Below are 14,057 nucleotides of genomic sequence, written 5' to 3' on the forward strand. Positions count from 1 at the left end.
TAAATCCTCAATTTAATATGGACCCTATGGGAAAATTCCAAATAGAAAGTTTGGGAACGCCACACCATAAATCGCCCTTGAAACTTAGTACGGTCAAAGGGGATAATATCTTTGATTTTGTGAGCGATGCCGATCGATTGGTCTTTGACCTTTCGATGGAGTATTACAATCATTGTCTCAAAACGGGTGATGCTCCCCTGTGCTTGGAAAAGGCGGGCCCCCGTCAGGATATTTTTTTCGATGCCCAAAAGACCACGGCTGCCATTGTTACCTGTGGAGGTTTGTGTCCAGGGATCAACAATGTGATTCGTGGGGTGGTCATGGGGCTCCACTATTTTTATGGGGTGAAGAAAATTTTGGGCATACCCTATGGGTATGAAGGACTTAATCCGGAGAAAGGACACGGCTTTGTGGAACTCACTCCGGACAAAGTAAAGGATATCCATCAGTTTGGGGGCACTTTTTTAGGGTCGTCCCGAGGAAGTCAAGATGTGTCCAAAATGGTGGATACCTTGCAGGCTAACAACATCGACATCCTTTTTGCCATTGGGGGCGACGGTACCCTAAAAGGAGTGGATGCCATTGGGCAGGAAATCAAAAAACGGAATGCCAAGATCAGCGTGGTGGGGATTCCCAAGACCATAGACAACGATATTGATCTTATTGATGAATCTTTCGGGTTTGAAACGGCATTTGATGTGGCAAGCCCCATTCTACGCGATGCCCACAATGAAGCTACTGGGGCTTTCAATGGGATTTCCATTGTGAAATTGATGGGAAGGGACAGTGGTTTTATAGCAGCTTCTGCCGCCTTGGCCATGCCTGTGGTGAATTTTGTGCTGGTTCCCGAGATGGATTTTTCCCTTGAAGGTGAAAATGGATTTCTAAAAGCCCTGGAACAGAGGTTGGAACTGAAAAGACATGCGGTCATTGTTGTGGCTGAAGGCGCTGGGCAGCATTTGTTCCAAGAGAAAAGCGGGGTCAAGGACGCATCGGGGAATGTGAAACATCAAGATATCGGCCTTTTTTTAAAGGAAAAAATAGGCGAACACTTTAAGGGCTCCTCCGTTACCATCAAATACATAGACCCCAGTTACATCATTCGGAGTGCGCCCGCCAACTCAAGCGATAGTGTCTATTGTAGTAGGTTGGCCTACCATGCCGTTCATGGGGCCATGGCGGGAAAGACCCGGTTTGTGAGTAGCAAGGTCAATAACAAGTATGTGTATGTACCCATTGCAGAGGTGACCCAAAAAAGAAAGAAAATAGATATGGAGGGCGAATTTTGGTTTTCCGTATTGCAGAGTACAGGTCAGCCCTTTTCATGGGGATAATCGACCAAGCTGACATTTGTCATTTAATTTCCTAATTTCACTCCATAGCTTTGGAGAAAATCAAAACAAGAATCATGGAAGTACAAGTTCAATATCTAAAAATGCAGACCAGCGAATCATTGACCGAAATCTTGATGAAAAAGTTGGATGGGCTGGAGAAAAAGTACAACTGGTTGATCAAGGCCAATGTGCTCTTTAAAATGGAGAATGACAAAGCTGGGGAAGGAAAAATATGCGAAATAGAAATGAGTGCTCCCGGACCTAGACTTTTTGCCAAGGCCAAAACGGACGATTTTGAAAAATCCTTGGCAGAGACCATTGAAGAATTGCAAAGACAATTGGAAAAAAGACAGGGTAAGTTTGTGTCACATTAAATGGAAATTAGATCTTTGCTGTGCATGATCCTAAACCACTTCCCATGAAATTTAAATATGTTGCCTTAAGTCTTCTACTGCTCACGGGTTGTTCCACGGCGAAACTGGTGGGGACCTGGAAGAATCCGGACCATGTCATCTTTGATGCCTATAAAGTGCTCGTAGTGGGCATGGCCAAGGATGAAAATGTACGGATGGACTTTGAGAGCAAATTGGTCAAGAAGTTGGAGGATAAAGGGGTAGAGGCCATGCGCAGCATTGACCTTTTTGATGTGGAGTTCACGGCATCCCAAAAGTCGGAAGAAGAACTGTCCGAAGTGGAACAGCAATTGTTGGATAAAGATTTTGATGCCATCTTGTTCACCAAGATCCTTAAGGCCGATAGCAAGCGCACCCTAAAGGAAAGAATAAACAATATTGATAGGATGTTCATGCGGTTCAGTACCGATTATCTGGAACATCAAGACATTTATTATGATCCGGAATCCTATGACTCCTTCAACATTTATCATCTAGAGACTTCCCTATACTGTATCTGTGTGGGAAAGGAAAGGGAACTGATCTGGAGGGGAAACATAGACGTGACCGAATCCCCAAATGTTGAAAAGACCATTGATGCCTACATTAAACTGATCACCGATGAGATGGAGAAGCAGGATATAATTTTTTATTAAGCCAGCCCAAGGGCATCCAGTACCCCTAAAATATCCAAGATAATACAAACGGGAATCGCAATCAAGATAATAACCAGGACAAAGACCATGAACCGCAAGAAAGCAACCATGAGTCTATTGCCAAAAGAAACTTCATCAGTCATAATAGTGTAATTTCCCATCAAGGTAAGGAATTATTCAGGTAACTGTCACGTTCTGTGGATCTATATTCGATTAACGGAATGGTTTTTCGTGTGTGTCGTATCCCAATTAAGGAGTCCCGTTCTTTTTTCCACTGAGCAGTTTTCCCAGTTCCTCCAGACTTGCCCCTTTGGTCTCGGGCATCATAAAAATCACCCAGAAAAATTGAAGGACCATCATAAAGGCGAAGAAGATAAAAATGGGCCAAGGATTGTCCTTGAAAATCCCGATCTCCGCATCAAGGAACGTTGGGGTGATCAAGGTGATAAGGGCTGCGAACACCCAATGGGTTCCGGTTCCCCACGACTGGCCGTATGACCGTACCTTGTTCGGGAATATCTCGGAAATGAATACCCATATCACGGCCCCTTGTCCAACGGCATGCGATGCAATGAAAACAAGAATGAAAATAAGGAGCAGGACCGAGCTTGCACCGGAATAAAAACACCACGCCACCATGGAAAGGCTAATGATGTAGCCAATGGAACCCATGTATAGCAATTGTTTGCGCCCCAGTTTGTCTATCAGGGAAATGCCCACAAAAGTGAAAATAAGGTTGATGATGCCTATGGATATGGAGCTGAAAAGCGATTCCCCGGAAGCCAATCCGGCGCGTTCCAATATTTCGGGAGCGTAGTACAGTACAAAATTGATTCCCGAAAGCTGGTTGAAGGCAGCAATCAAAAAGGCTAGAATAAGTGGTCGGTTGTACTTGCCCGAAAAAAGGTTGTCCTTTTGCTTATGTGCGGTTTCCTGAAGGGCCACCTTTATCTGGGTGAGGTGGACAGTGGCTTGATCTTGATCAATGCCCAATAAGGTCAAAGAACGCAGAACGATGGCCTCTTTATGGTCTTTGAGCAAAAGCCATCTGGGGCTATGGGGAATCTTAAGGACCATAAGGGTATACATCAGCGCAGGAAGTCCCTCAATGCCCAACATCCATCGCCATGCAACATCTTCGTTGAAAATTGCCCCGATCAAAGAATTGGAGACAAACGCGATCAAGATTCCAAAGACAATATTAAATTGATAAAGGGCGGTAAGCCTTCCACGGTTTTCCGGGGTCGATATTTCGGAAATATACACAGGAGCCGCTACTGATGAGATACCTACACCAACGCCCCCAATAAACCTAAAGAAGGAAAAACTATAGGCTTCGGGAGCCAAGGCGGAACCTATGGCGGAGATAAAATAAAGTGCACCGACCCAGAACAAGGTTTTTTTACGTCCCAACCGGTCGCAGGGAATACCGCCCAAAAGAGAACCCAAGACCGTTCCCCAAAGTGCCATGGACATGATAAAAATACCATGGAAGGTAAAAATGGAGTCCCCCAAAAACCAATTGGTGCCCCAAAGATCTTTTATGGGTTGGTTGGCCCCGGAAATGACCACAGTGTCAAATCCAAATAGAAAACCCGCCAAGGCAGCGGTCAAGGAAATCCTGAAAATACGTTTGTCCATGAGGGTCAGTTTTAGCTAAAACTAACCAAAAAAAATTAAAGTATTTGGTCTATGTGCTCCATAATCAATGGGGTAGCTCCCACGTTTTGGGCAATGTAAGTGGAGTTGATTTTTCCGGTTTCTTCCAAGACATCAGGATTTTCGATGAAGTTATCCAATACGGATTTGAGTTCGTTCGCTTTAGATATGGGAATTATCCCTTTCAATGCCACAAGATCTTCGGCTTCTTTAAAGCCTTTGTAGTTGGGGCCAATGACCACCGGAATACCGTAAACAGCGGGTTCCAAAGTATTGTGCAGGCCCGTTGCAAAACCTCCTCCCACATAGGCCATCTGGGCATAACTGTAAATTTTGGTGAGCAGGCCAATGGTGTCAATGATCAACACATCAAAATCCAAAAGGTCTTGATTGCCCATATTGGAATAGCAGAGTGTTTTTTTGGAAATGGATTCCGATAGTCGGTCAATATGGTCTTGCTTTATTTTGTGGGGAGCAAGCACAAATTTCATCCCATTGTTGGAGGAATTGATGTAATCCGCCAAAATCTTCTCGTCTTCCGGCCAAGTGCTCCCTGCCACCAAACAAGGTTGGCTTCCTTTGAATTGTTCCATAAAATCCAGATGGTTGTTCCGTTTCAGGATTTCATGTACTCGGTCAAAACGGGTGTCACCACTTACGGTACTATTGGTAAAGCCAATGGATTCCAAAAGGGTTTTTGAGCTTTCATCCTGAACAAAGAAATGGGAAAAACTATGCAAACTGTTTCGCATAAAACCGCCATAGGGTTTAAAAAAGACCTGTCGTTTGGAGAATATGGCAGAAACCAACAAAGTGGGAACCTTTCGTTGTTGTAGTTGGCGCAGGTAGTTGGGCCAAATTTCGTATTTGATGAAAATGGCCATGGCAGGATTCACCAAATCCACAAATTGTGATGCATTGGAACGGGTGTCCATGGAAAGGTATACCACCACATCGGCTGCAGAAGTGTTCTTTTTTACCTCATAACCGGAAGGGGAAAAAAAGGAAAGTACCAGTTTATGGTCGGGGTACTGGTGGCGCAACTGTTCCAAAATGGGCAATCCTTGTTCAAATTCACCCAATGAGGCCACATGCATCCAAATGCATTTGGAACCCGAAGGTATGGAGGACCGTAATTGCTTAAAAGTACTTTTTCGTCCCGAAACAAATAGCTTCATCTTGGGTTGGAAGAGTGCAATGCCTTTCAAGATGTACCAAGAAAGATGTATTAAGAGGTTATAGACAAAGCGTAGGATCAACATATTTTGCTAAAATACATTCTTTCGGGAATAGCACATTATGGGATCTTTATTTCTTAATTTTGAACCATAACTTATCAACATGAAAAAAATACAAATGGTCGACCTCCAAGGCCAATACCAAGGCATCAAAAATGAGGTCAACGATTCCATAGCCGAAATCCTGGATTCTTCGGCATTTATCAACGGTCCGCACGTGCATGCCTTTCAAAAGGAATTGGAGGAATACTTGGGAATAAAACATGTAATTCCATGTGCCAATGGCACGGACGCCCTTCAAATTTGTATGATGGGATTGGGGTTGCAGCCCGGTGACGAAGTGATCACGGCCGATTTTACCTTTGCGGCCACCGTTGAGGTAATTGCCCTATTAAACCTGACGCCTGTTTTGGTGGATGTGGAACCTGATACCTTCAATATTGATGTCAAGGCTGTGGAGAAGGCCATTACTCCCAAGACCAAAGCCATTGTGCCGGTACATTTGTTTGGCCAATGTGCCAATATGGATGCCTTGATGGATTTGGCCCAAAAGCACGACTTATATGTGATTGAGGACAATGCCCAAGCCATTGGAGCTACGTATACCTCTGTGGATGGTAAAAAACAAAAGGCAGGAACCATAGGTCATGTGGCATCGACTTCTTTCTTTCCATCGAAGAATTTGGGCTGTTATGGTGATGGTGGCGCGATCTTTACCAATGATGATGAGTTGGCCCACACACTAAGGGGTATGGTAAACCACGGGATGTACACGCGTTACTATCATGATGTGGTTGGGGTGAACTCGCGGTTGGATTCCATCCAAGCGGCCGTGTTAAGGGCGAAACTCCCAAAATTGGATACTTACAATAAGAGGCGTTGGGAAGCCGCATCCAAGTATTCCAAAGCCTTTCAGGGGCAAGAGCATATTGTGGCCCCCAAGATTGTCTGCGGATGTGATGATAGTCAAAATGTATGCGATTGTCATGTGTTCCATCAGTACACCTTGAAAATCTTGAACGGTAAAAGAGATGGATTGGTGCAACATTTAAACGATAACAACGTTCCATGTGGAGTGTATTATCCAGTTCCCTTACATAGGCAAAAGGCGTATGTGGATACCCGGTACAATGAAGCTGATTTTCCAGTCACCAATCAATTGGTCAATGAGGTGATATCGCTTCCGATGCATACCGAGCTGGATGATGAGCAAATCCAATTTATAACCGATTTGGTTATAGATTTCGTAAACCGTTAAACATGAAGATACTGGTAACAGGGGGATTGGGATACATAGGTTCCCATACTGTTGTTGAATTGCAGAACGAAGGTTTTGAGGTGGTGGTGATAGACAACCTCTCCAATTCTTCCCTAAATGTTTTGGATGGTATCGAGGCCATTACGGGAAAGAAGCCCGTTTTTGAGGAGCTGGATCTTCGGGAGAAGTCCAAAGTCCAAGATTTTTTCAAAAGACATAATGATATTGCAGGCGTAATCCATTTTGCGGCGTCCAAAGCTGTTGGGGAAAGTATGGAAAAACCCTTACTCTATTACGAGAACAATCTTGGGGTTTTGGTGTACATTTTGCAAGAATTGATCAAGAAGAAGAATACCAGTTTCATTTTCAGTTCCTCTTGTACCGTATATGGCGAAGCCGATGAGATGCCTATTACGGAAGATGCTCCTATTAAATCGGCGGAGTCACCATATGGAAACACAAAGCAGGTTGGTGAGGAGATCATATCCGACACGTGTCGGGTAAACCCCAATTTGAAAGCTATAGCGCTCCGTTATTTTAACCCTATTGGAGCACATCCGTCTACCCAAATAGGGGAACTTCCCATTGGAGTCCCCCAGAATTTGGTGCCCTACATTACCCAAACGGGTGTTGGACTAAGGGAGCAACTGTCCGTGTTTGGGGATGATTACCCAACCCCGGATGGAACCTGTATCCGGGATTATATTCATGTGGTGGATTTGGCCAAGGCCCATGTCATTGCCCTGCAGCGATTGATTCAAGGCGATAACCAAAAAAATTATGAGGTCTTTAATCTGGGTACTGGAAAAGGAAGTTCAGTGTTGGAAGTGATTCAAAGTTTTGAGCGTGTGTCAGGGAAGTCCTTGAATTATAAAATAGAGGACAGAAGGTCTGGTGATGTGGTACAGGCTTATGCAAACACCCAAAAAGCGAATGAGGTTTTGGGCTGGAAAGCCAAGTCAACATTGGATGAAGCCATGAAATCTGCATGGGATTGGGAGTGTAAAATCAGAAGTTGAAAAATTTTATCTCAATAATAAAGCCTGTCTTTTGACGGGCTTTTTTTGGTTAAGGTCCAATGGTTTCGTTTTTAGGTTATCATGGAAGGGATGCTTACATTAGTCAAACTAATTGACTAAACTTTTTGAAAATGAAAAAACTTATCTTCCTTTCTCTCTTACTTTTTGGTACTGTGGCATTGGCCCAGGAAACCTACCTCCAATGCGGTCGCATATTGGACGTGAAATCAGGTAAAATGCTCTCAGAAAAAACCATAGTGGTTTCAGGAAATTCAATCAAATCCATTGAGAATGGATACAAAACGGGTGGCTCTCAAGATGTGGTCGTGGACTTAAAAGACAAGACCGTGCTTCCCGGATTCATAGATATGCATGTGCACATTGAAGGGCAATCCAGCCCCAATACCTATATCCAAAGGTTTACCCTGAACGATGCCGATGTGGCCTTTCAATCCACGGTATATGCCAAGAACACTTTAATGGCAGGATTTACCACAGTTCGTGATTTAGGTGGAAGCGGAGTGAACATTGCATTGCGAAATGCCATAAACAAAGGAGTTATTGTAGGGCCCAGAATTTTCACGGCAGGTAAGGCCATAGGTACGACCGGTGGCCATGCAGACCCTACCAATGGCATGAAAAAAGATTTGATGGGAGACCCAGGTCCCAAAGAAGGTGTGGTGAATTCGGAAGAAGACGGGAAAAAAGCGGTAAGGCAACGCTATAAAGATGGGGCGGATGTCATTAAGATCACCGCTACCGGAGGGGTGCTCAGTGTCGCCAAGAGTGGACAGAATCCGCAATTTACTATTGAAGAGATAAAGGCCATAACAGAGACGGCAAAAGACTACAATATGCTCACTGCGGCCCACGCCCATGGCGATGAAGGGATGCAAAGGGCTATTTTGGGAGGTATAAAGACCATAGAACATGGCACGCTGATGAGTGAGGAAACCATGGACCTTATGGTGAAACACAATACCTTTTTGGTGCCCACGATCACCGCTGGAAAGGAAGTGACCGAAAATGCCAAAAAACCTGGGTATTTTCCTGAGGTAGTAGCAAAAAAGGCCAGTGAAATAGGACCAAAGATTCAGGCTACCTTCCAGAAAGCCTATAAAAAGGGAGTGCCCATTGCCTTTGGTACCGATGCGGCCGTTTTTCCACATGGAGAAAATGCAAGGGAGTTTGTGTACATGGTAGAGGCGGGGATGCCCGTGGTTGAGGCGATCAAGTCCGCGACCGTCACCAATGCCGAACTTTTGGGAATGGGAGACAATCTGGGTCAGCTTAAAGCCGGTTTTTTGGCTGATATCGTGGCCGTGGGCGAGAACCCTGAGGATGATGTGAATACGTTGAGGAATGTGGTTTTTGTGATGAAAGAAGGGAAAATATTCAAGTCCGAGTAAATCCTTTTTAACGGATTGGACGTACATATCATATGCTGTCCAACTTTAACAACAGTCTGGAATTATTGGAAGTGGCCCAAAAGGAGCAGCTGTACCAGAATCTTTTGGTGCAGCTGGAAAAGGATTTTGGCTTGGCCAATGTGCCGTTTAAGCTCCATAAAGATATATTGCCTTCCGAGCTGAAAAGCCTTCTGCATGAGAAAATCTATGTGCTCATGGTGGAAAAGTTTCAGGAATACCTCAATCTATTGTATGTAGTGGATATCCCGGAAGAACAGGTTCGCAATATGCCCCTTTCCGATGTGGTCGACCTGTCCGCCGAAGTATCGTTCCTACTTTTAAAAAGGGAATGGCAGAAAGTTTGGTACAGACATAAATATCACACCTAAAACTTTTTTTTGATTAAATGCAACTTTGTAGGCCAACTGTTGTATTTGTTGTATTTTTGATAAAATTTTTAGATAGGTTTTTAGCTATTAGCTGTCCATGGACAAATATTCATTTTTAAACGCAGCACATACCTCATTTTTTGCGGAGCTGTACGATAAATATCTTACGAACCCCGATAGTGTGGAGCCCAGTTGGAGGGCTTTTTTTCAAGGATTTGATTTCGGAATGGAAAGTTCCTTGGAAGATTTGGGGATTGATTCAGGCAATACCGGTACGGTAATCCTCGCCAATGGAAAACAGGTGGAAATGCCCGAGACCCTGCAAAAGGAGTTTCAGGTCATCCGTTTGATCGATGGCTACCGTTCCAGAGGCCACCTTTTTACCAAGACCAATCCGGTCAGGGAAAGAAGAAAATATGAGCCCACTTTGGATATTGCCAACTTTGGCTTGTCCGAAGCGGATATGGAGACCGTTTTTGATGCCGGGAAGATTCTGGGTATTGGGTCTGCCTCTTTGAAGGAGATCATTGCCCATTTGGAGCGTATCTATTGCGATTCCATTGGGGTGGAGTATATGTATATCCGTACCCCGGAGCGCATTCAATGGATACAGGATTGGCTCAACGTAAACGATAACCATCCCAATTTCAGTCCGGAAGAAAAAAAGGCCATCCTTAGAAAATTGAATGAGGCCGTTTCCTTTGAAAGCTTTTTACATACCAAATATGTGGGTCAGAAACGATTCTCCCTTGAAGGTGGCGAGTCTTTGATTCCTGCTTTGGATGTCATCATAGAAAAGGCTGCGGACAGTGGGGTAAAACAATTTGTGATGGGAATGGCCCACCGTGGTCGTTTGAACGTGTTGACCAATATCTTCGGAAAATCCCCAAGGGACATTTTCAGTGAGTTCGATGGAAAGGATTACGAAGAGACCATTTTTGATGGGGATGTAAAGTATCACCTCGGATGGACCTCCGCAAGGGAGACCGATTCCGGGAAAATGGTGAACATGAACATTGCACCCAACCCATCACATTTGGAAACCGTAAATGCCATTGTTGAAGGGATAACCCGTGCAAAACAAGACCGTGACCATACCGACAATGTATCGGAAGTGTTGCCTATCTTGGTGCATGGCGATGCTGCCTTTGCGGCTCAGGGTGTGGTGTATGAAATCATACAAATGGCCCGCTTGGATGGCTATGCCACCGGAGGGACCATCCATATTGTAGTGAACAACCAGATCGGGTTTACCACCAACTATCTGGACGCCCGTTCCTCTACCTATTGTACCGATGTGGGCAAGGTTACCCTATCCCCCGTACTGCACGTTAATGCGGATGATGCAGAAGCTGTGGTGCATGCCTCCATTTTTGCATTGGAGTACAGGATGCGATACAAGCGCGATATTTTCTTGGATCTATTGGGCTATCGAAAATATGGACATAACGAAGGGGATGAGCCAAAGTTTACCCAACCTTTGCTATATAAGTCCATATCCAAGCACCAGAACCCGAGGGATATCTACGCAGAGAAACTGATTGCCGAAGGCATCATTGATAAAGATTACGTAAAAAGTCTGGAGGAAGAATATAAAAAGAACTTGGAAGAAGATCTTTTGGATTCCAGAAAGATCGAGAAAACAAGAATAACCCCTTTCATGCAAGATGAATGGGAAGGGTTTGGCCAAGTGACCGAAGAAACCATGTTGGAAACCATGGATACTTCGTACGACCTCAAAAAATTGACGGAAATCGCCAAGGGGATTACTGCGCTTCCCGAAGGGAAAAAATTCCTGAGAAAACTGGAGCGATTGGTCGAAGCACGTCGTAAGATGTACTTTGAGGACAATCAGTTGGATTGGGCCATGGGAGAACTTCTGGCCTACGGCTCGTTGATCGAGGAAGGTTTTGATGTGCGTATGACCGGTCAGGATGTGGAGCGGGGAACTTTTTCGCACCGTCATGCCGTGATCAAAACCGAGATGCATGAGGAAGAGGTGACTTTGTTGAATGAACTTGGGGACAACCAAAATGGAAAGTTCCATATCTATAATTCCTTGCTGTCGGAGTATGCGGTAATGGGCTTTGATTATGGGTATTCCATGGCAAGTCCAAAGACCCTTACCATTTGGGAAGCCCAATTTGGGGATTTCAGTAACGGGGCCCAGATTATTATAGACCAATACCTGTCTTCAGCTGAGGACAAGTGGAAACTGCAGAACGGTTTGGTGTTGTTGCTGCCCCATGGATATGAAGGACAGGGTGCTGAGCACTCTTCGGCACGTATGGAGCGCTATCTTCAGTTGTGTGCCAAGGACAATATGTACGTGGCGGATGTCACCACCCCGGCCAACCTGTTCCACCTGCTTCGCAGGCAGATGAAGGCCGATTACAGAAAACCTTTGGTAGTTTTTACACCAAAGAGTTTGTTGCGACATCCAAAAGTGGTTTCCACCAAAGAGGAAATGGCCAACGGAAGTTTCCAAATGGTGATTGATGATGCCGAAGCAAGTGCTTCCAAAGTCAAAACATTGGTGTTCTGTACCGGAAAGTTCTATTATGATCTTTTGGACAAACGGGAAGAGTTGAAAAGGGATGATGTGGCCTTGGTACGTGTGGAGCAATTGTTCCCATTACCAACGGGTGAAATGCGGAACATCATCAAGAAATATAAAAATGCGGACGACATTGTTTGGGCCCAGGAAGAACCTAGGAACATGGGAGCTTGGGGGCATATGCTGATGCATTTTGAGGAAGCCAAACAATTTAGGGTGGCCTCACGTAGATTTTATGGAGCTCCCGCGGCAGGAAGTGCGGTGCGTTCCCAAAGACGTCATGCCCAGGTGTTGGAGTATGTCTTTGATAAGAGAAAGGACAATATGTTAATTCGATAATAAAGTATAAACGCGTATAGCATGGTATTAGAAATGAAAGTTCCCTCTCCTGGGGAATCCATTACAGAGGTTGAGATAGCCGAATGGTTGGTCGAGGATGGAGATTATGTGGAAAAGGATCAAGCCATTGCAGAGGTTGACTCGGACAAGGCAACATTGGAGCTTCCTGCGGAAGAAAGCGGGATTATAACCCTAAAGGCTGAAGTTGGGGATGCCGTCGCCGTAGGTGAAGTGGTGTGTCTTATCGATACCAGCGCCGAAAAACCAGAAGGGAGCGCTCCAAAAGCGGAAGCGAAAGAAGAACCTAAAAAGGAGGAGCCCAAAGCGGAACCCAAAAAGGCAGAGCCTGCCAAGGAAACCTACGCTTCCGGAACGCCTTCACCAGCAGCCAAAAAGATTTTGGATGAAAAGGGTATTGAGCCTTCATCCGTTTCCGGTTCGGGAAGGGATGGTCGCATAACCAAGGAAGATGCTGTGCAAGCGGTTCCATCCATGGGTACGCCAACCGGTGGAAGTAGGGGGGAGACCCGCTCCAAACTTTCCATGCTACGTAGAAAAGTAGCAGAGCGTTTGGTGTCCGCCAAAAACGAAACCGCGATGTTGACCACCTTCAATGAAGTGGATATGTCGCCCATCTTTGAATTGCGCAAGCAGTACAAAGAAGAATTCAAGGATAAACATGGTGTTAGTTTGGGCTTTATGTCTTTCTTCACCAAGGCGGTTATCCGAGCATTGCAAATGTATCCTGCCGTAAACTCCATGATTGATGGCAAGGAAATGATCACGTATGATTTCTGTGATATCAGTATCGCTGTTTCCGGCCCCAAAGGTCTTATGGTTCCCGTAATCAGAAATGCCGAAAACCTAACGTTCAGAGGTGTTGAGTCCGAAGTGAAACGTTTGGCCATCCGAGCTAGGGAAGGCGAGATCACTGTGGATGAAATGACCGGCGGAACCTTTACCATTACCAATGGCGGGGTGTTCGGTTCCATGTTGTCCACGCCTATCATCAACCCACCCCAAAGTGGAATCTTAGGGATGCACAACATTGTGGAGCGCCCTATTGTAAGGGACGGCGCCATTGTTATTGCGCCCATTATGTATGTGGCCCTATCCTACGACCATAGAATCATCGACGGAAAAGAATCCGTTGGTTTCTTGGTGGCGGTCAAGGAAGCTTTGGAAAGTCCAGTGGAGTTGTTGATGGATGGTGATGTGAAGAAAGCTTTGGAGCTTTAATCTGCAATAGAGCTGATGCATATGCTCTGTATTCGGGTAACTTAATAATATTGGAATGTTGATTGCCAACAGCAGCAGAAGTGATATTCCCGAAATTTTTAGGCTTTATAAACTGGCCACAGATTTTCAGAAAGTAAAATTTCCAGAAAACCAGTGGCCGGAGTTTAGTCAAGATTTGATTTTGACGGAGGTTGATGATAATCGACAATTTAAATTGTTGATGGATGGTGAAATAGCCTGCGTTTGGGCCATAACCTATAGCGACCCTCAAATTTGGGAAGAGGATGAGAATGATGCTTCCATTTATATTCACAGAATCGCTACCAACCCTAATTTTAGAGGAAATAATTTTGTGCAAAGGATTGTGGATTGGTCAATTGATTTTGCAAAAGGGAAAGGTAAAACCTTTGTTCGGATGGACACTTGTGGAAAAAATGATGGCCTAATAGAGCACTATACCAAATGTGGATTTGAGTTCTTGGGAGTGCGAAAACTAAAGAATACCTCAGATTTGCCTTCCCATTATCACAATGCCGATGTTTGCTTTTTTGAAAAGAAGTTGGGATAA

At 44.8% G+C, this 14,057-nt stretch carries 13 protein-coding genes; 10 read left to right on the forward strand and 3 right to left on the reverse strand.

From position 1 onward, the window contains the following. Window positions 1-26: 26 nt before the first annotated feature. From ACPD8L_RS14495 to ACPD8L_RS14505, 3 genes are all read left to right on the forward strand, one after another. Window positions 27-1,334 carry an ATP-dependent 6-phosphofructokinase gene (locus tag ACPD8L_RS14495; RefSeq protein WP_423944091.1) on the forward strand — a complete coding sequence of 436 codons (1,308 nt, stop codon included), beginning with the start codon at window positions 27-29 and terminating at the stop codon, window positions 1,332-1,334. Window positions 1,335-1,408: 74 nt separating this feature from the next. Next, window positions 1,409-1,708, forward strand: a complete 300-nt coding sequence (locus tag ACPD8L_RS14500) for an HPF/RaiA family ribosome-associated protein (protein ID WP_423944093.1) — start codon at window positions 1,409-1,411, stop codon at window positions 1,706-1,708. A 44-nt stretch (window positions 1,709-1,752) separates the two neighbouring features. Further along, entirely contained in the window at window positions 1,753-2,382 is a 630-nt protein-coding gene (locus ACPD8L_RS14505; protein ID WP_293303271.1) for a hypothetical protein, read from the forward strand. Here ACPD8L_RS14505 and ACPD8L_RS14510 read toward each other — a convergent pair. The 3 genes from ACPD8L_RS14510 to ACPD8L_RS14520 all read right to left on the reverse strand — a co-directional run bounded on the left by ACPD8L_RS14510 (window position 2,379) and on the right by ACPD8L_RS14520 (window position 5,219). After that, the gene (locus tag ACPD8L_RS14510) at window positions 2,379-2,525 is read right to left on the reverse strand and encodes a hypothetical protein (protein ID WP_181898167.1); all 147 of its coding nucleotides are present in this window, start codon (window positions 2,523-2,525) and stop codon (window positions 2,379-2,381) included. The two genes, ACPD8L_RS14505 and ACPD8L_RS14510, sit on opposite strands and share 4 nt — an antisense overlap. A 106-nt stretch (window positions 2,526-2,631) precedes the next feature. Beyond that, a complete protein-coding gene (locus ACPD8L_RS14515; protein WP_116217152.1) occupies window positions 2,632-4,023 on the reverse strand; it encodes a sugar porter family MFS transporter in 1,392 nt (463 codons plus the stop codon). Between the two features lie 35 nt (window positions 4,024-4,058). After that, entirely contained in the window at window positions 4,059-5,219 is a 1,161-nt protein-coding gene (locus tag ACPD8L_RS14520) for a 3-deoxy-D-manno-octulosonic acid transferase (RefSeq protein ID WP_423944097.1), read from the reverse strand. A gap of 163 nt (window positions 5,220-5,382) precedes the next feature. On the opposite strand from ACPD8L_RS14520, the gene ACPD8L_RS14525 reads away from it, so the two are divergent. The 7 genes from ACPD8L_RS14525 (at window position 5,383) to ACPD8L_RS14555 (ending at window position 14,057) form a co-directional block, all read left to right on the forward strand. After that, window positions 5,383-6,537: a DegT/DnrJ/EryC1/StrS family aminotransferase gene (locus tag ACPD8L_RS14525; RefSeq protein WP_293303266.1), complete on the forward strand. Its 1,155-nt coding sequence runs from the start codon at window positions 5,383-5,385 to the stop codon at window positions 6,535-6,537. Between the two features lie 2 nt (window positions 6,538-6,539). Then, complete coding sequence (galE, locus tag ACPD8L_RS14530) at window positions 6,540-7,556, forward strand: UDP-glucose 4-epimerase GalE (protein ID WP_423944100.1); 1,017 nt, start codon at window positions 6,540-6,542, stop codon at window positions 7,554-7,556. 131 nt (window positions 7,557-7,687) lie between these two features. Next, the gene (locus ACPD8L_RS14535) at window positions 7,688-8,965 is read left to right on the forward strand and encodes a metal-dependent hydrolase family protein (RefSeq protein WP_423944103.1); all 1,278 of its coding nucleotides are present in this window, start codon (window positions 7,688-7,690) and stop codon (window positions 8,963-8,965) included. A gap of 32 nt (window positions 8,966-8,997) precedes the next feature. Continuing rightward, the gene (locus tag ACPD8L_RS14540; RefSeq protein ID WP_116217157.1) at window positions 8,998-9,354 is read left to right on the forward strand and encodes a hypothetical protein; all 357 of its coding nucleotides are present in this window, start codon (window positions 8,998-9,000) and stop codon (window positions 9,352-9,354) included. A gap of 97 nt (window positions 9,355-9,451) precedes the next feature. After that, complete coding sequence (locus ACPD8L_RS14545; RefSeq protein WP_423944106.1) at window positions 9,452-12,250, forward strand: 2-oxoglutarate dehydrogenase E1 component; 2,799 nt, start codon at window positions 9,452-9,454, stop codon at window positions 12,248-12,250. 21 nt (window positions 12,251-12,271) lie between these two features. Continuing rightward, window positions 12,272-13,489 carry a 2-oxoglutarate dehydrogenase complex dihydrolipoyllysine-residue succinyltransferase gene (odhB, locus tag ACPD8L_RS14550; protein ID WP_423944109.1) on the forward strand — a complete coding sequence of 406 codons (1,218 nt, stop codon included), beginning with the start codon at window positions 12,272-12,274 and terminating at the stop codon, window positions 13,487-13,489. A 55-nt stretch (window positions 13,490-13,544) separates the two neighbouring features. Continuing rightward, complete coding sequence (locus tag ACPD8L_RS14555; RefSeq protein WP_116217160.1) at window positions 13,545-14,057, forward strand: GNAT family N-acetyltransferase; 513 nt, start codon at window positions 13,545-13,547, stop codon at window positions 14,055-14,057.

It is taken from the genome of Flagellimonas algicida (genome assembly GCF_049629585.1).
Lineage (GTDB): Bacteria > Bacteroidota > Bacteroidia > Flavobacteriales > Flavobacteriaceae > Flagellimonas.

What these genes read in the sequence shown, in the direction of transcription:
- odhB (WP_423944109.1), top strand. Translation starts at nt 12,272, where the DNA reads ATGGTATTAGAAATGAAAGTTCCCTCTCCTGGGGAATCCATTACAGAG.
- ACPD8L_RS14555 (WP_116217160.1), top strand. Translation starts at nt 13,545, where the DNA reads ATGTTGATTGCCAACAGCAGCAGAAGTGATATTCCCGAAATTTTTAGG.
- ACPD8L_RS14505 (WP_293303271.1), top strand. Translation starts at nt 1,753, where the DNA reads ATGAAATTTAAATATGTTGCCTTAAGTCTTCTACTGCTCACGGGTTGT.
- ACPD8L_RS14535 (WP_423944103.1), top strand. Translation starts at nt 7,688, where the DNA reads ATGAAAAAACTTATCTTCCTTTCTCTCTTACTTTTTGGTACTGTGGCA.
- ACPD8L_RS14545 (WP_423944106.1), top strand. Translation starts at nt 9,452, where the DNA reads ATGGACAAATATTCATTTTTAAACGCAGCACATACCTCATTTTTTGCG.
- ACPD8L_RS14515 (WP_116217152.1), bottom strand. Translation starts at nt 4,023, where the DNA reads ATGGACAAACGTATTTTCAGGATTTCCTTGACCGCTGCCTTGGCGGGT.
- ACPD8L_RS14495 (WP_423944091.1), top strand. Translation starts at nt 27, where the DNA reads ATGGGAAAATTCCAAATAGAAAGTTTGGGAACGCCACACCATAAATCG.
- ACPD8L_RS14500 (WP_423944093.1), top strand. Translation starts at nt 1,409, where the DNA reads ATGGAAGTACAAGTTCAATATCTAAAAATGCAGACCAGCGAATCATTG.
- ACPD8L_RS14540 (WP_116217157.1), top strand. Translation starts at nt 8,998, where the DNA reads ATGCTGTCCAACTTTAACAACAGTCTGGAATTATTGGAAGTGGCCCAA.
- ACPD8L_RS14520 (WP_423944097.1), bottom strand. Translation starts at nt 5,219, where the DNA reads ATGAAGCTATTTGTTTCGGGACGAAAAAGTACTTTTAAGCAATTACGG.
- ACPD8L_RS14525 (WP_293303266.1), top strand. Translation starts at nt 5,383, where the DNA reads ATGAAAAAAATACAAATGGTCGACCTCCAAGGCCAATACCAAGGCATC.
- ACPD8L_RS14510 (WP_181898167.1), bottom strand. Translation starts at nt 2,525, where the DNA reads ATGACTGATGAAGTTTCTTTTGGCAATAGACTCATGGTTGCTTTCTTG.
- galE (WP_423944100.1), top strand. Translation starts at nt 6,540, where the DNA reads ATGAAGATACTGGTAACAGGGGGATTGGGATACATAGGTTCCCATACT.